Origin of the sequence: Breznakibacter xylanolyticus, from assembly GCF_003254275.1 — a bacterium.
GTDB classification, from domain to species: Bacteria; Bacteroidota; Bacteroidia; order Bacteroidales; family Marinilabiliaceae; genus Breznakibacter; species Breznakibacter xylanolyticus.
On sequence record NZ_QKZK01000015.1, the window covers coordinates 49279 to 66845 of the forward strand.

The following is a 17567-nucleotide window of genomic DNA, read 5'->3' on the forward strand; positions in this document are numbered from 1 at the left end:
CAAATAAAAAACAGCCCGAATGTCTAATGACGTTCGGGCTGCTGTGTTTTATACCATGTCGTTTTATTGGGCGATGATACTGATGGCATATCCACCCCCCGGAGCTGCTTTAAGATTGAGTTTTGTTTTACTGTTCACCGTCATTTTTTTGATGGTGTAGGCTTTGGGGTTGGTTTCGTAGTGTGCGTCTTTGGCATCGGCATAAATGGTGGCAGTGTATTTTTTTCCGGGATCCAAAAAGTCGAGTGTTAAAGTCGATGTGTGTCCGTTTTCGTCGCTGGTATTGCCCACGAACCAGTTGTGGGTTCCTTTGGCTTTGCGGGCCATGGTGATGTAATCGCCCGGTTCGGCTTCTAGCACGCGGGTGTCGTCCCAGTCGATGGCCACATCTTTGATGAATTGAAAGGCATCGAGATGTTGGTTGTAGTGTTCGGGCATGTCGGCGGCCATTTGCAGCGGGCTGTACATGGTCACATACAATGCCAGTTGGCGTGCCAGTGTGGTTCGCACCCATGAATCATTGTTGGGATTAAACGAGCTGATGCGGGTTTCGAAGATGCCCGGCGTGTAATCCATAGGGCCACCAATCAGGCGGGTGAAGGGAAGAATGGTGGTGTGGTCGGGGTTGCTCCCGCCAAAAGCCTCGTATTCGGTGCCCCGTGCCGATTCGTTGCCAATCAGGTTGGGGTAAGTGCGGCACAGGCCGGTGGGGCGCACCGCTTCGTGTGCGTTGACCATGATTTTGTATTCGGCAGCTTTGGTGACGGCATACAGGTAGTGGTCAATCATCGATTGGCTGTAATGGTATTCGCCCCGCGGGATGATGTCGCCCACATAACCGCTTTTTACCGCGTTGTAACCATTGTCTACCATGAATTGGTAGGCCTGATCCATGTGTCGCTCGTAGTTACGCACCGAGCTGGATGTTTCGTGGTGCATCATCAGTTTCACCCCTTTGGAGGACGCGTATTGGTTGAGCATTGTCACATCAAAGTCGGGGTAGGGGGTCACAAAGTCGAAGACATATTCTTTGGAATTGCCAAACCAGTCTTCCCAGCCGGTGTTCCAGCCTTCCACCAGCACGGCATCGAATCCGTGCTGGGCTGCAAAGTCGATGTATTTTTTCACATTGTCATTGTTGGCGGCATGGCGACCATTGGGAGGTGTTTGGGTGTAGTCGGTTTGGTCAATTTTTACGCTGGTGAGGTCGGTGTAAGCCCATGAGCTTTTGCCGGTAATCATCTCCCACCACACGCCCACGTATTTCACGGGTTTTATCCACGATACGTCTTCGTATTTACATGGTTCGTTAAGGTTGAGGGTAAGATTGGAGGTAAGAATGTCGGCGGCCTTGTCGCTCACAATGATAGTGCGCCAGGGCGATGTGCAGGGTGTTTGCAGATAGCCTTTGTCGCCAATGGCATCGGGGGTGAGATGGGAGTGGAGGATGTAATTTTTATCGTCCAAATCGAGCGACATGCAGGAGTAATTCACCAGGGCGGCTTCGTGAATGTTGATGTACAGTCCGTCGCGGCTCTTCATCATCAGGGGCGTTTGCAGGCCGGTTTCGGAAAAGGTGGTTTGCGAAGCGTTGCCGGTGACGGCTGCTTTCATCAGCCCGCGCACTTCCGACAGGTAGGAGGTCATGGTGCTGTATTCCTGTGTGTCGTAGTCGCCCGGCAGCCAAAAGGCTTTGTGGTCGCCGGCCAGGGCAAACTGGGTTTTTTCTTCTTTAATGACAAAATAGTTGAGATTGGCCTGTTGCGGAAATTCGTAACGGAAACCCAAACCGTCGTTGAATAGTCGAAAAGTCACCACCAAATGGCGTTGGGTGGATGGCTGATTAAGTTGTACACTGAGTTGATTGTAATGATTGCGGATGGTTTTGGTTTCGCCCCATACCGGTTCCCATGTTTCATCAAAGGTCGATGTCGTTGTTTCACCCACTGTAAACCCTGAGGTGAGGTGCTTTCCGTCTTTAATCTCCAAGCCCAGACTGCTCTCTTTAATGACTGACCGGTTCTTGTAGTCGAGTCGGTACATAGGGGTTCCGTTTTTTACTTCAACCGACAGGCTGAGGTTTCCATCGGGCGATTTCAAGGTTTGTGCCATGCTCGTCAATGCGAGTGCAACCATGGCCAGGCAAAATAATCCTCTCTTCATAATGTGATGTGTTTGTTATTGAAGGTCGTTTGTCAACCTTTTTTAACAAAGATAATCTCTCGCCCCCGAAGCTTCCACTGTGTGGAGTGAAAAGGTAGTTGAATGAAGGTTGGGTGTGAAGTTAAGGTATTGTAATTCAGAGTGTATTTAATCCGGTGGATTCATCTAAAAGTATTTGACAATGACTTATGAATGGATGTTTGTAGGCATCTCAGCCCCAATGAGCATCACCATTTTTTCGAAGTCGGCACGAGCCACGGCGGCTTTGTTGCGTGTTTTGGTTCGGTAGTTATAGATGGTAGTGACCGAGTAGCGAAGAAAGCGTGCGATTTTTTCACTGTCGCTGATGCCCAGACGAATGAGGGCGTAAATGCGGAGTTCGGTATTGAGTTGTTCGCCCGGTTTTGGCGTCACTCGCTCGGTGTCGACCAGCAGGTTGTTGAAGTCGGTTACAAATGTGGGGAACAATCGCAGAAACGAGTCGTCGAATGACGCATAAAATTCGCGCAGCTCATCATCGATGTGAGTGGTCGATTTTAACGTTTGCATCAGTTCGTGCGTTTTTCCGGTCACGGCCAGTTTGTTGAGCGAACGTCGGTAGGTGTCCAGTTTTTCAATGTAAACTGAGCACAAATCCATGTATCGGGCAATGTAATTTTCTTTGATGATGCCCGCTTCGGAGAGTGCCAGGTTGGTGTGTCGCAATGAGTCGTTGGCTTGTTGCAATTGTTGGTTGGCCTCAATCAATTGGGTTCTGATGGTTGATGTCTTGCGCAGCTGACGCCACACCAACACCACAGCAACAATAAGCAATATTGTGAGTACGCTCACCACCAGCAGCAATGTTACCACCCGCCGGTGTTGCTGATTGAGTTGGGCTTGATAGGCTTTGTCGATGATGGGGTATATTTCCGAAATTTTGAGTGTGCGCAGTCGGGCTTTGCTAAATGCGGCATCGTCGAGCGAGCATTGCAGATATTGATGTGCCCGTTTGGTGTCGCCCTGTTGGTGCAAAAGGGTGGCCAACTGCCACAGCGAGATGTATTCTTTGACCGTGGCTCGGATGTCGGCAATGGCTGAGATGGTGAGATGGTACAGCGCCTCGTCGCGATGGTTCATTCCCACATGAGCTTCGGCCATCATATATGCAACAATGGCCTGATTGTGGCTTCCGTGGGCAATGGTGTCAAAAACGGGTTTCAGCAAAGACAGTGCTTCGGCATATTTCCTTTGCACAATGAGTTGGTCGCCTTTCACAATCGCCGCATCCAGGCTGCCGGCGTTGGTGAGCGTGAGGATGGAATCGCGGTAGCAATCGGTGAGTTGCATATAATGACGACGCATCTCGGGCAGCGATGTATAGTCGGCCATGGCACCGTAGATGGTTCGTGCCTGGTGGTAATAATATTGCAGCAGGGTGTCGGTCATTGGCAAGGAACGTACGGGTTGCAGCTTTTCCAGTGCTTCCTTGTAATTTCCGGTGATGCATAATACGGCTGCCAGGTTGATTTGTGATTCGGCCACCTTGTCAGGTTGGTTCATTTTATGTGCCAGTTGTTCTTTTCGGATGGCGTATTGATAGGCCGAGTCGGTATTGTAAGGCAAATAGGCTTCGAACAGACGGGTTAATATTTGATCCTGTTCGATGGCAGAGGTTGTGGAATGCATTTGCTGTTGCATGATGGCCAGTCGCGCTTCTTTTTTCTGCTGATAATGCGTGCGATGGATGATGACCGTGTCGAGTACTCGAAGTAACGAGTCGGTTGATGCCACTGCTCTTAAGGCGTGCATGTTTACCAAGATGCTGATGCACAGGATGGGCATATATTTTTTCATTGGAGATGATATTTGTGGGGCACACGGCCATCGATGAATCGTTTTATTCGCATGCCTTTGATGTGAGATGGATGGCATGGGACAACAAATTTAGAAAACCCGTTGGATTACCGGTCATGTCGTGACCCTAAGATGGGGGTGCAGCATTGGGATTGCCAATGACACATCTGTATTATCAATCGAATTTTGTGACGTTTAAAAATCAGCTCGCTTGCCCGTTGCACCCGTGCCGGAAGCTTTTGCGCCGCTCATTAGGCTTTTGCAGTCTCGACCATCATGCCGTGGGGCGGTGCGAAGCCCCGTCACATTTTTTTGGTGGTGATAATTCAATTCATGGGTTGATGTATATCAATTCCCCAACGGATGTCGTTCGGCTCTGAACTCTTGCCTTCGGTTGGGTGTTGAGCTAATTTTGCAATATCTAAAATCGTTAACAATGAAAACACATCATAACATGGAAAAAATTGTGATCATCGGCGGGGTAGCCGCCGGAGCCACTGCGGCAGCCAAGGCGCGTCGCTTATCTGCATCGGCACATATCACTTTGCTGGAGGCCGGGCCTGACATTTCGTTTGCCAATTGCGGTCTGCCTTATTACATCGGGGGCGATATTGAAAATCGTTCGAGCCTCATTCTTCAAAGCCCCGAGAGTTTCAAGGAGCAGTACAATGTAGAGGTACACACGCACACGCTGGTGTCGTCTATCGACCGTCAGGCGCATCGAGTGGTGGCCATGGATGTGCGCAGTGGCGAGCAAAAAAACTTTGAGTATACCAAGTTAATTCTGGCTCAAGGCGGGCGACCGGTGACACCAACCTTGCCGGGTGCCGATCTTCGCCATGTGTTCACGTTGTGGACGCTCGAAGATATGGATAACATCTCTCGTCATCTTTCCGAGAACTCGCCAAAGAGCGCCGTGGTGGTGGGCGGTGGTTTCATCGGGTTGGAAATGGCCGAGGCATTGGTGAAACGCGGTCTTAAGGTGCATGTGGTGGAGTTGATGCCTCACGTGATGAGTGTAATGGATGCTGAAACGGCGGGTTTTATCACCGCCGAGTTGATGGCTTATGGTGTGGATGTGCATACCCGTGTGGGCGTGACCGAGATTACTTCCTCGCAGGTGCAGCTCGACGATGGCATGCTCATAGATGCCGATATGGTGCTTCTCTCTATTGGTGTTCGTCCCACTTTGCAACTGGCTCGTGAGGCTGGTCTCCAAATTGGCGAGTCGGGCGGTTTGTTAGTCGATGCTTATCTTCAAACCAGTGACCCCGATATTTATGCCGCCGGCGACATGGTAGAGATTGACCATCGGGTAAATGGCAAAAAAGTTCGCATTCCGCTGGCCGGGCCTGCCAACCGTCAGGGGCGCATCGCAGCCGAAAATGCATTGGGAGGCCATCATCCTTATAAAGGCTCCATTGGGACATCGGTGGTGCGCGTGTTTGAAGCCGTGGCCGGCATTACCGGTCTTTCCCTCAAGCAGGCGCGTGCGGTTGGCTTTGATGCCGACGCGGTGGTGGTGCACAAGGAGCATCACACCTCATACTATCCCGGTTCTGAGCCTGTGACGGTGATGTTGGTCTTCGACAAAGCCACGGGCATTGTGCTGGGTGGCCAAACGGCCGGCTACAAGGGTGCCGACAAGCGCCTGGATGTCATCGCCACGGCTGTGGCCTCCAAACTGACGGTTTCGGATCTGGCTGATATTGATTTTGCATACTCTCCCCCCATTGGCACTGCCAATGATGCCATGAATATGGCTGCCTATGCTGCCGAAAACAAACTGTCGGGTTATAGTCCGTCGGTGACAGCCGGTGAGGTGGATGCATTGGTTGATGGTAAGCCGGTGCTGTTTATTGATGTGCGTGATGTGTTCGCCTTCGAGAAATCGCATGTCAATGGTGCCCGTCACATCCCGTTGGAGTTGTTAACGGGGCAAATTGATTCGCTTCCTCACGATCGCCTTATTGTCGTTTACGACGAAACCGGCAAGAAAGGCCATCAGGCTGTCAGAACCCTCGTTAATGCCGGCTTGTCGCATGTGGTAAATATATCGGGAGGTCATCAGTCGCTTCAGCGATTGGCTTTAACGGTCGGTTTTCAGCATGTGAAAGTTGCCCTTTTGCCCATCGAGGCTAAACGTATAAATGACGAGAAGCAGGAGAAAACCACTGAAGCTCAACAGGCACCGATGCAGGGAGAAGGTCCTGTTTTGGTCGATGTGCGTACGCCCGGGGAATTCCTTATGGGTGCTGTGCCGGGGGCAGTCAACATACCTCTCGATGAATTGGATCGTCGTTATGGCGAACTGGGGAACAATTCAGGACGTGACATCACGGTATATTGTGCTTCGGGAGCCCGCTCAGCCTATGCGCAGATGTTTTTGCAACAATTGGGTTATACAAACGTTAAAAATGGTGGCGGCATTACCCGCATGATGGCCATGTATCGCCAACAAGCCTCGTAACTATTAAATGGATTATGCTATGACACACAAAAAGACCCTCATCATTGGCGCCAGCACTAAAAGTGATCGATATGCTTACAAAGCCGCCGAAAGATTGTTGGCAAATGACCACGACATCTATTTGTTGGGAAGTCGCACTGGGGAGCTGTTTGGGAAGGAAATCGTCACCGAGCCCATCCCATTTTCTGATGTGGACACCGTGACCATGTATGTTTCGGCCAAAAATCAGGAAGGGTATTACGATTACATTAAATCTCTGAAGCCCCGGCGTGTGATATTCAATCCCGGCACTGAAAACCCGGAGTTTGCACAACATCTCGAAACTCACGGCATTGCCACCGAGGAGGCATGCACGTTGGTGCTGCTTGCCACTGGCGGGTATTGATAATCAGGATATAATAAAAAAATCCCTGCTCATAATAATGATGCAGGGATTTTTTTTTGATGTTCAAACGCATTCATCAATCCGGAATGGTAAAGCGTGTTTTCAAATAAAAACGCAATCCTTCCGGTTCAATGGTGCCGGGTTGGTTTTTGGCATGTTCGCCGTATGCCGGAAGCCCTTTGCGGTTATCTAACAGGTTGAGTGCGGTAAAGGAGACTTCCAGTTTGTTCCAGAATTTTTTTGATGTCAACGTCATGTCAAAAAAATCGGCCGAAGCTTTTTTCTCTGCCATGGCGGCATCCATATATGGAATACCGTAAACACCCCGCCAGGCCAAATTGAGTTTCATGAGTCGGGCGATGTTGTATTCTGCACCCAAAAATGAATTAAACGTGGGCACAAAAAGCGGCTGATCGTCAGAATTGTGTGCTTCAGCCACCGTTGTGGTGATCCCGTTGATGGAATATTCTTTCTTTTTGACCTGAGGTGCAAGTGCCGATCCATTCCAGTACACCAGCAAGCCGTTGGCCGGAGAAGTGCTCAAAGCCCATTCAACACCAGCAACGTCTAATCCGCCCGTGTTGGTAAAGTCATTAAACGTGATTGGGTCGCGCGTGATTTGATTCTTCAGCCGCTGTGAGTAAAAGGTGAGGCTGTAATCCAGCTTTCTGGCCAATTTTCCGATAACAGCCAACTCGTGTGCATCCAGGTTTTCAGCATCCGGGGAGGTGAGGGTGCGTTCGTTGGCTTGCGGACGTCGTGGCGCTTTGTTGTAGAAATACTTGATGACGTGGTTCTCGTTGATGTTGTAGATGGCACCACCTCTGTAAAAAGCAATCACGTCGGTGAAGGTGCCATCATCCTGATAGTCCAGTCGCACACCGCCAATGACTTTTAATTTGTCGGTGACACGATAATTGGCCTGTGCAAATGCGTTGTTATAAGTGATGTCCGATGCACGATATGTTGAGCTAAACCAATCAACTCCACGGTCGAGTGCAAAACTATGATTGTTCGAATACATGTTAATGCGAAACTGTCCAAACAAATCACTGCCCAAATTGATGTTCAATTTGTCTTTGAGTAGTTTGAAGTTTGCGTTAAAGCCCACATCGCGTTTGTGGTCGCCCAGCGAGGCAACCGGTTCGAAATACCAAATGCGATTATAGTAGTTGTGATAAAGTGAAATGCTGATGTGGTCATTGTTGATGGGCAATGCATATTCCATTCGGTAACAGAGTACGTTGAGCTGGTCGTGGGGTTCCTGCCCGGTGGTCGTTTTAATATCGTCCCAAAATTGGGCATACGATGTGGTTTCCCATTGTTGCGATTGTTCGTTTCGGGCATAGGCATCGGCAAACCAAAGTTGAGGCGAGTAGTGATCGTTGTGTTCGGTGTAGAAGATTGTTTTGAAATTCCGGTAATGTATTTTACCCACAAAAGAATATGAAGGTCTTAATCCGTTTGTCTTCCAATTGTTTCCCGGTTGGCCAAAAGCATTCTCCTGCACCTGATAGTCCTGACCTTTTTGATTAAAGCCGATGAACATCGACCCGTTGTTGTCTTTGAACTGATGACCATACATGGTACTCACCGAGTATTGGTTGTAATTGCCATATTGTGCCACCACTTCAGCTCCGTTGAGGTCGCTTCTCAAATTGGCGTTCACCAAACCGGCGTTTGCGCTGCTACCCCAAGCTAACCCGGCTGGGCCTCGTACAGCTTCCAAGTTTCCAAAAAATTCACTTGGAAATGATGAGTGACCAAAATCAACCACCGGCATTAATTCAATGCTATAGCCATAGCGCCAGATAGATTGCCAGCCCCTGGCCATTACTCCGTATTGACCGTAGTAGTCAGTATTATAAAAAGTATAACCCGGTACACGTCCCAGTGTCTCGTATAAATATCTGACCCCCCATCGGTTGATTTCATCTTTGGAGATTTGATAAACCGACATGGGTGCTTCCGAAATTTTTTCTTTTTGTTTTGAGACGGAATAGATGGGTTGATTCATCAGTTCAACCAATTCTTCGATTGACAAAAAGCTTAAGTCTTCAATCGATTCCTGTTTTTGACCGGAAGGGGTTTGGGGATTTTCCTGAGCTTTTATTGGTGCAAATAGGCACAATGTCCCCGCAATCAGGCATAAAGATGCCTTTCTGATTTCTCTTTTCATTAAAATTAAGGTTTAAAAATTCGCCACAAAAATAAATAGAAGTTTAAAAGTATTTTGGCATTTTGTTAATCTGTGTTAAATTTTATCTCGATAGTGTGTTTTCTATGATCTGATGTTGATTTTATGTGTCGAATCTCGAATTAAGACGGCCGATTGTGTAGATGCTTCACCTGGCGTAAAAAAAATGCAATTTATTGGTTTGTAATAAAAAAAGCGCTACTTTTGCGCCCTGTTATTATCCGTGCCAAAGTACAATCTTTTTCAGTCACAGGTTTTTACGCATCGGTCAACAGTCAGCGGTTGGTCGGTAAAAACGGGGCGGGGGATGATTGTGCAAACGAGTTTCAGTAAATAGTTGGTTTAATTTAATCAAAAAAAAGACAGTGGATACGTTAAGTTACAAAACGATCTCGGCAAACAAAGCTACTGTTCAGAAAGAGTGGGTTATTGTAGATGCCACCGATCAGGTGTTAGGCCGATTGGGTTCAAAAGTTGCCAAACTTTTGCGTGGTAAATACAAGCCAAACTACACTCCTCACGTAGATTGTGGCGATAATGTGATCATTATCAACGCCGACAAAGTCCGTTTGACAGGAAACAAATGGAACGACAGGGTATTCTTCTTCCACAGCGGTTATCCCGGTGGTCAAACAGAAGTTTCTCCCGCAGAATTATTTGCAAAAAGTCCCGAAAAACTGGTTGAAAAAACCGTGAAAGGGATGTTGCCCAAAACCAAGTTGGGTGCCCAATTGTATCGCAACCTGCACGTGTATGTAGGTGCCGAGCACAAAAACCAGGCTCAGCAGCCCAAGGTTATTGACTTAAATTCAATTAAATAAGCATTATGGAAGTAGTAAACGCCATTGGACGTAGAAAAGCGGCTATCGCTCGCGTGTATCTCAAAGAAGGCAAGGGACAAATCACCATTAACGACCGTGAGTTGTCAAATTACTTTCCGGCTGCTACGCTTCAATACATTGTGAAACAGCCATTGTCGACTTTAGGTTGTGTTGAAAAATACGACATCAAAGTAAACCTGAATGGTGGTGGTATCAAAGGTCAGGCTGAAGCATTGCGTTTGGCAATTGCCCGTGCCCTGGTGAAAATCAACGGCGAAGACAAGAAAGCTCTGCGTGCCGAAGGTTTCATGACTCGCGATTCACGTGTGGTTGAACGTAAAAAACCGGGACGTCCCAAAGCTCGTAAGAGATTCCAGTTCAGTAAACGTTAATATTTTTCGGGTACGTTTAGTATCTAAACCGGAAAGACTCTGCAAGGCAGACTACTGGCCGGTTGTTAACGTCAAAGAATGTAAACGACTAAAAAAAACAAAATGCCTAGAACTAATTTTCAGGAATTATTGGATGCCGGAGTTCACTTCGGTCACCTTAAAAGAAAATGGAATCCTGCCATGGCTCCTTATATCTTCATGGAGCGTAACGGGATTCATATCCTCGACTTGCACAAAACCGCTGTCAAAATTGACGAGGCTGCCAACGCCTTGAAACAAATCGCTAAATCGGGCCGGAAAATATTATTTGTTGCCACCAAAAAACAAGCTAAAGAAATTTTGGCTGAAAAAGTAGGTGCCGTAAACATGCCATACGTTTGTGAGCGCTGGCCGGGAGGTATGTTGACCAACTTCCCTACCATCCGTAAGGCTGTGAAAAAAATGAGTACCATCGATAAGTTGATGCAAGATCCTTCTTCTTGGAGCAACTTGTCAAAACGCGAGCGTTTGCAAATCTCTCGTCAACGCGCAAAACTGGAAAAAACTTTGGGAAGCATCGCTGACTTGACTCGTCTTCCTGCTGCCATGTTTGTGATTGATGTGATGAAAGAGCACATTGCTGTTCGTGAAGCGAACCGTTTGGGTATTCCTGTGTTTGGTGTGGTTGATACCAACTCAGATCCTTCTAACGTTGATTTCATCATCCCTGCTAACGATGATGCGACCAAATCTATCGAGTTGATTACCGGTATTATGACTGCTGCCATCAAAGAAGGTTTGGAAGAGCGTAAGCTTGAAAAAGACAACGAGCCTGAAAAAGGTAAAAACGAAGGTGGAAAGCGCGTTAAAGCAAAGAAAACTGAAGAGTTTGAAGACGAAGCTGCTGACATTGACGAAGAGGAAATCGACGCCGATGAAGTAGATGCTGATGACGCTGAATAATTTGTTGAATTTTTTTTAAAAATATAAATCATGGCTATTACAGCTGCTGATGTAAATAAATTGCGCCAAATGACCGGCGCCGGTATGATGGACTGTAAAAAGGCCCTTACCGAAACCGATGGTGATTTCGATAAAGCCATTGAATTTATCCGCAAGAGCGGACAGGCCGTGGCCAACAAACGTGCTGATCGCGAAACAACTGAAGGTTGCGTGTTGGCTAAGACCAACGATGGCAAATTTGGGGTGTTAGTTGCACTTTGCTGCGAAACTGACTTTGTTGCTAAAAACGAAAGTTTTGTTGCTCTGACTAATTCGATTGTTGATGTTGCTTTGGCTAACAAGCCTGCGACTAAAGAAGCATTGTTGGCTTTACCTTTGCAAGATTCCACAGTTCAGGAAGTGATTACTGCACAAGTTGGTGTTATCGGTGAGAAGTTGGAGATCAACGCTTTTGAAACCATCGAAGGTGAAACGGTAACTGCTTACATTCATGCTGGTAATAAATTGGCGACTTTGGTTGCATTTAACCAAGCTGGCATTGAGGTACAAGTTGGTAAAGACGTTGCCATGCAGGTAGCTGCAATGGCTCCTGTTGCAGTTGATTCATCTTCTGTACCTGCTGAAATTGTAGAGAAAGAGCGCGAAATTGCTCGTGAACTGGCTCGCAACGAAGGCAAGCCTGAGAACATGCTCGATAAAATCGCCGAAGGTCGTGTGAACAAATTCTTCAAAGAAAGCACTTTGATGATGCAAGAGTTTGTAAAGGACAACAAAAAAACCATTCAGCAATACCTTGATGGGGTAAGCAAAGGTTTGGTTGTAACTTCTTTCAAGCGTTTTTCGCTGAACAATTAATGGTTTTGAACCATCATTATAAAAAAGGGGCTTTTGCCCCTTTTTTTGTGTTTTATGGTAGCATTGTTTTTATTAACATTGAAGCCGTTTTGAAAAATTGACTTTTACTAGAAAAATCATGACTTATAAACGCATCCTTTTAAAGTTAAGTGGCGAATCCCTTATGGGCGCACAAGGTCACGGTATTGATACCGGTCGGTTAAATGAATATGCGACGCAGATTCGCGACATTGTAAAATTAGGCGTGCAGGTCGGCATCGTCATTGGTGGTGGTAATATTTTTCGTGGTCTGAGTGGAATGTCAAAAGGGGTCGATCGCTACAAGGGCGATCAAATGGGTATGTTGGCCACTGTTATTAATGCGTTGGCATTAAGTTCGGCGTTAGAGGACTTGGATGTGAAGGCGCGGGTGCTGACGGCCATTCGCATGGAGCCGGTTGGTGAGTTTTACTCCAAGCCAAAGGCCATTGAGGCACTTGAACGAGGCGAAGTGGTGATATTGGCCGCAGGCACAGGCAATCCCTATTTTACTACAGACACGGGTTCGTCGCTACGTGGCATTGAGATTGAGGCCGACGTGATGCTGAAAGGGACTCGTGTGGATGGGATTTATACGGCCGATCCGGAGAAGGATCCTTCGGCGGTAAAATTTGATACCATCACTTACGATGAGGTTTATCATCGTGGTTTGAAAGTGATGGATTTGACTGCAACCACCATGTGCAAAGAGAACAACTTACCCATTATTGTGTTTGACATGGATACTCCCGGTAATTTGATCAAGGTTGTCAAGGGCGAGAAGATAGGAACTTTGGTGCATAATTGATTGTTATGATGATATTCGGGATGACCCGATGCATGGCTCGGTAATATTTGTTAAATTCACGGGCGTTATTAAAAAAACCATACATGGCTCAACTCTTTAAGAAGTGCTGGCCTTACTTGCTGGCTATCGTTATTTTTGTGGCGTTAAGCGTCACTTATTTCAGTCCGGTTTTAGAGGGCAAAAAATTGCCGCAAATGGACGACATTCATGCCAAGGGAATGGCAAAGGAACTGGTCGATCATCATGCTGCCACTGGGGAACACTCTATGTGGACCAATTCGATGTTTGGCGGCATGCCGGCTTATCAAATCAAGGGCGATTCGTCGGCCAGTCTGTTTGGTTATCTCAATAAGGCCACGCGATTGGGTTTGCCGTTTCAGACCATGGCCATCGTGTTTCTGTATTTGCTTGGCTTTTATGTGTTGTTGTTGAGCCTGAAGGTCGATAAGTGGCTGAGCCTGATAGGAGCCATTGCTTTTGCATTTGGGTCGTATAACTTAATAATAATCATCGCAGGACACATCACCAAGGCTTATGCCATCGCTTTGATGGCGCCCGTGGTTGCAGCTGTGTTGTTGGCTTATAATAAAAATAAGTGGCTTGGTGGCTTGATGTTGTCCATTACCCTGGGGATGGAAATCGGTTACAACCATCCGCAAATCACCTATTATTTAGCACTGCTTGTTTTGGTCATCGTAGTGGTGCGTTTGGTGGATGCTTATAAGGAGAAAACATTAACCATGTTTTGGAAAACCACCGGTATTCTCTCGGTGGCAGCCATGTTGGCTGTTCTGCCTAATCTCACCTCGTTGTGGACCACTTATGAGTATGGTAAGTATAGCATTCGGGGAGCATCGGAATTATCTGCTGCTGATGGACAAAAAGTCGGTACTGGGCTGGATAAGGATTATGCCATGGCATGGAGTTATGGCGTGAAAGAGACCTTTACCCTGATGGTGCCCAACGTGGTTGGGGGTGCCTCCGAAGCCATTGGTAACAATCCCGAATTGCTCGATAATGTAGATGCGCAGTTCCGTAGTATGGTGGCTCAGCAAAGTCAGTATTGGGGCGGTCGTCCGTTTACTTCGGGGCCGGTGTATGTGGGCGCCATCATCTGTTTCTTGTTTCTGTTGGGTGCCTTTGTTTATAAGGGATCCGAGAAGTGGTGGCTCATTGCAGCGACGGTGCTGTCGCTGTTTTTGGCTTGGGGAAAGAATTTTCCGTTGTTCAACGATTTGATGTTCGATTATTTCCCGCTTTATAACAAGTTCCGTACCGTTGAAATGGCGTTGGTGATAGCAGGTCTCACGATGCCTGTGTTGGCATTTTTGGGCTTGCAGGAAATCATTAAGCGCCCCGAACTGGTAAGCCAAAATGGAAAGTGGTTTTTGGTCTCTTTGGTGCTGACTGCAGGGGTAAGCATCTTGTTTTATCTCTTTCCGGGTATGTTTTTCGATTTTATCAGTGCTGATGAGTTGAAAGCCATTTTGGATCAAAAGCAACAAATGGTTCAGCAAAATCCGCAATATGCAGCCATGTTCGATCAGTTGGTCGATAACCTCAAGTTGGCTCGCATCGATTTGTTGAAGGCCGATGCCTTGCGTTCGTTTTTCTTTATCATGTTGGCTTCGGCTTCTATTTGGTTCTTTGTAACTCATAAGTTGTCGGTGACATATATGACAGCGGGATTGGCCATTTTGGTGTTGATTGATATGTGGAGCATTGACAAGCGTTATCTCAATGCCGATCATTTTAAGTCACCACGTGAAGCCCAAGCTTTTGTGGCCACTGCTTGCGACAAGCAGATATTGGCTGATGAGGATCCCAATTACCGTGTGTTAACGCTTTATCGCAATCCATTTAACGATGCCTATACATCCTATTTTCATAAGTCTGTTGGCGGGTACCATGGTGCGAAACTGCGTCGATATCAGGATTTGATTGACCGTTATATCAGTGCCAATTGGCAGCAGTTGACACAAGCGCTTCAAAAAGGTTATACCGGTAATGTCGATTCCTTGTTGTCGACGATGCAAGTGGTCAATATGCTCAATACACGTTATTTGGCTTATCATCCCGAGGCTGCTCCCATTGTCAATACGTCTGCCATGGGCAATGCCTGGTTTGTGTCCGACGTAATGGTTGCGAATAATGCTGATGAGGAAATTGCCGCGTTGGGAGAGGTGCAACTCTCGGATGTGGCTGTTGTGGCGAAAAAGTTTGCTTCGCTGGTTGACGGTTGCGTTGTCGATTCGGTATCGGGAACCATTGTGTTGACTGATTATGCTCCCAATCGATTGGTGTATAAGAGTTCATCGACTCAAAAGCAGTTGGCCGTGTTTAGCGAAATCTATTATTCAAAGGGTTGGAATGCCTATATCAACGGTGAAGCTGTGCCTCACCTTCAGGCCAACTATGTATTGAGGGCTTTAATGGTGCCGGCGGGTGAAAATACCATTGAGTTCCGTTTTGAGCCATCATCATATAAAGTAGGGAAGATGGTGAGTGCCTTGGGATCTGTATTGATTTTGGCGCTAATCGGTCTCTGGGTGTATTCGGAAATGAAAAAGAAAAAGGTGAGTTGATGATTGTGTTTACTTGCAACTTTTTGCCTCTTTAGAGGTATGAATGAGAAACACAAATTAATTGTATTGATGAATTTAAATTGAAGGAGGAAAAGGTTATGTCATCCCAAAATCATACATCAGAATCGACAGGAGTCAATAATAATACCAAGTTGCATATTCGAAGCAGGTTTCGCCGTGCCGGATGGATTGGCATGATTTCATTGTTGCTGTTGCTTTCGGCCGGTTTGGTGGCGTTCAATAACGATGAACGGAACTTTACCATCGCCAAAAATCTCGATATTTTTTACACGCTTTTTCGTGAGCTCAATAGCTATTATGTCGATGAAACCAATCCCGAGCAGTTGATTAAAACCGGGATTGATAACATGTTGGAGTCTTTGGATCCTTACACTCAGTATATTCCCGAGTCGGATATGGATGATTTCAAGACCATGACCACCGGCGAATATGGTGGAATTGGGGCATTGATAAGTAAAAACGGGCAATATGTTGTGATTAGCGAGCCTTATGAAGGGTTTCCTGCTCAGAAGAATGGTTTACGTGCCGGAGACCGCATTCTGGAGATTGATGGTCATTCAATGGTCGAAAAAAATACGTCGGATGTGAGTGAAAAACTTAAAGGACCGGCTTCGACGACGGTTAAAGTTAAAATTGAACGCCCCGGAGAAAAGAAGCATCTGGTGTTCGACATCACTCGGCAAAAAATTCAGATTAACCCCGTGCCTTATTACGGGATGGTGAACAATGAAACAGGGTTAATTGTGCTGAGTAGCTTTACTCAGAATTGTGCCGATGAAGTGAAACAAGCTTTTCTTGATTTACGTGACAACCAGCATGCCAAGCAAGTCATTATTGATTTGCGGGGAAATCCAGGCGGATTGTTGGATGAGGCCATCAAAATGGTGAATTTCTTTGTGCCAAAGGGTAGTGACATTGTGGCAACTCGTGGTAAGGTTAAGCAGTGGGACAAAAGTTATAAAGCCATTGCGCAGCCCATTGATACGGTGATGCCGCTGGCAGTGTTGATTAGCCGAGGCTCGGCATCTGCTTCTGAGATTGTTGCCGGGGCATTACAGGATTTGGATCGTGCCGTGATTATCGGTCAGCGAAGTTTTGGAAAAGGGTTGGTTCAGACCACTCGTCCACTTTCGTACAACACGCAATTGAAGGTTACCACTGCCAAATATTACATTCCTAGCGGGCGTTGTATTCAAGCCATCGATTATTCGCAACGCAACGAAGATGGGAGTGTCGGCCTGGTGCCCGATTCGCTCATTAAAGAATTCAAAACTTTAAATGGTCGCAAGGTGTTTGATGGGGGTGGTGTTTCTCCCGATGTCACCATAGAGCAGATTCAGACCAGCAATTTGACCATTGCATTGGTTCTGCAACAAGTGTTTTTTGATTTTGCGACTGAGTTTGTATTGAAAAACCCAAAAATTGAAAGTGCTGATCGTTTTGAGGTGACTGATCAGGTGTATGACGCGTTTAAAGAATTTGTAGCTTCAAAAATGGATTTCACTTATGAGTCAAAGACTCAGGATCTCTTTAAAAAATTAAAAGAGACAGCTACGCGCGAAGATTATTACAATTCCGCAAAACAGGAATTTGAGCATCTCGAAAAGGTGATTGCCCTGGATGTGAAAAAGGATATGGAATTGTTCAAGAGTGATATTCGCGAGTTGTTAGGGATGGAGATCGTGAAGCGTTACTATTATCAACGTGGTTTTCACATCTATTCATTGCGAAACGACAAGGAGTTGGATGCCGCTAAAAAGTTATTTGCCAATCCTCAAGGCGAGTATAAAGGGCTTCTCTCGGGTTTGATACCCAGTCATGCAGGCGATAAGCGTGTTAAATCTGTGGATTTGAATTAAAATATGTGAGACATAAGAATAATGCCCCCATTGAACATTGCTTCTTTGGGGGTTTCTTTTTTCATGTTTTAGGGTGTGTGCCGTTGCAATGTGGTTGTGTCATTTTATAAAAAACGTCAAAAAGATGTTTTACGGCATGTTTTGACATCTTTTGTTTTTCTGATTGCTAAGTCAAAAATGAGGGGTTTGTATTAGAAAACTCATCCAAATAGCGA

12 protein-coding genes are annotated in these 17567 nt (G+C 46.5%); 9 read left to right on the forward strand and 3 right to left on the reverse strand.

What is annotated here, in order from left to right; translation table 11 throughout:
* Positions 1-63: 63 nt before the first annotated feature.
* Together LX69_RS10280 and LX69_RS10285 are read right to left on the reverse strand one after the other, a co-directional pair.
* Positions 64-2163: a glycoside hydrolase family 97 protein gene (locus LX69_RS10280; protein WP_221621335.1), complete on the reverse strand. Its 2100-nt coding sequence runs from the start codon at positions 2161-2163 to the stop codon at positions 64-66.
* A 186-nt stretch (positions 2164-2349) separates the two neighbouring features.
* The gene (locus tag LX69_RS10285; protein WP_111445942.1) at positions 2350-3999 is read right to left on the reverse strand and encodes a DUF6377 domain-containing protein; all 1650 of its coding nucleotides are present in this window, start codon (positions 3997-3999) and stop codon (positions 2350-2352) included.
* A 436-nt stretch (positions 4000-4435) separates the two neighbouring features.
* On the opposite strand from LX69_RS10285, the gene LX69_RS10290 reads away from it, so the two are divergent.
* Both LX69_RS10290 and LX69_RS10295 read left to right on the forward strand, forming a co-directional pair.
* Complete coding sequence (locus LX69_RS10290; protein ID WP_221621336.1) at positions 4436-6469, forward strand: FAD-dependent oxidoreductase; 2034 nt, start codon at positions 4436-4438, stop codon at positions 6467-6469.
* A gap of 19 nt (positions 6470-6488) precedes the next feature.
* A complete protein-coding gene (locus tag LX69_RS10295; protein ID WP_111445976.1) occupies positions 6489-6854 on the forward strand; it encodes a CoA-binding protein in 366 nt (121 codons plus the stop codon).
* Positions 6855-6930: 76 nt separating this feature from the next.
* Here the strand turns inward: LX69_RS10295 and LX69_RS10300 are convergent, their stop codons facing one another.
* Positions 6931-9033 carry a TonB-dependent receptor gene (locus LX69_RS10300; RefSeq protein ID WP_111445944.1) on the reverse strand — a complete coding sequence of 701 codons (2103 nt, stop codon included), beginning with the start codon at positions 9031-9033 and terminating at the stop codon, positions 6931-6933.
* Between the two features lie 383 nt (positions 9034-9416).
* On the opposite strand from LX69_RS10300, the gene rplM reads away from it, so the two are divergent.
* The 7 genes from rplM (at position 9417) to LX69_RS10335 (ending at position 17352) form a co-directional block, all read left to right on the forward strand.
* Positions 9417-9872 (forward strand): 50S ribosomal protein L13, encoded by a 456-nt coding sequence (gene rplM / locus LX69_RS10305; protein WP_111445945.1) that lies wholly within the window; start codon positions 9417-9419, stop codon positions 9870-9872.
* A 5-nt stretch (positions 9873-9877) separates the two neighbouring features.
* Positions 9878-10264, forward strand: a complete 387-nt coding sequence (gene rpsI, locus LX69_RS10310) for a 30S ribosomal protein S9 (RefSeq protein WP_111445946.1) — start codon at positions 9878-9880, stop codon at positions 10262-10264.
* A 102-nt stretch (positions 10265-10366) separates the two neighbouring features.
* Positions 10367-11206, forward strand: a complete 840-nt coding sequence (gene rpsB, locus LX69_RS10315; RefSeq protein WP_111445947.1) for a 30S ribosomal protein S2 — start codon at positions 10367-10369, stop codon at positions 11204-11206.
* 30 nt (positions 11207-11236) lie between these two features.
* The gene (tsf, locus tag LX69_RS10320) at positions 11237-12061 is read left to right on the forward strand and encodes a translation elongation factor Ts (protein ID WP_111445948.1); all 825 of its coding nucleotides are present in this window, start codon (positions 11237-11239) and stop codon (positions 12059-12061) included.
* A gap of 118 nt (positions 12062-12179) precedes the next feature.
* The gene (pyrH, locus tag LX69_RS10325; RefSeq protein ID WP_221621337.1) at positions 12180-12887 is read left to right on the forward strand and encodes a UMP kinase; all 708 of its coding nucleotides are present in this window, start codon (positions 12180-12182) and stop codon (positions 12885-12887) included.
* A gap of 83 nt (positions 12888-12970) precedes the next feature.
* Positions 12971-15472, forward strand: a complete 2502-nt coding sequence (locus tag LX69_RS10330; protein WP_111445949.1) for a YfhO family protein — start codon at positions 12971-12973, stop codon at positions 15470-15472.
* A gap of 98 nt (positions 15473-15570) precedes the next feature.
* Positions 15571-17352 (forward strand): S41 family peptidase, encoded by a 1782-nt coding sequence (locus tag LX69_RS10335; protein WP_245934995.1) that lies wholly within the window; start codon positions 15571-15573, stop codon positions 17350-17352.
* The last annotated feature ends 215 nt before the right edge of the window (positions 17353-17567 follow it).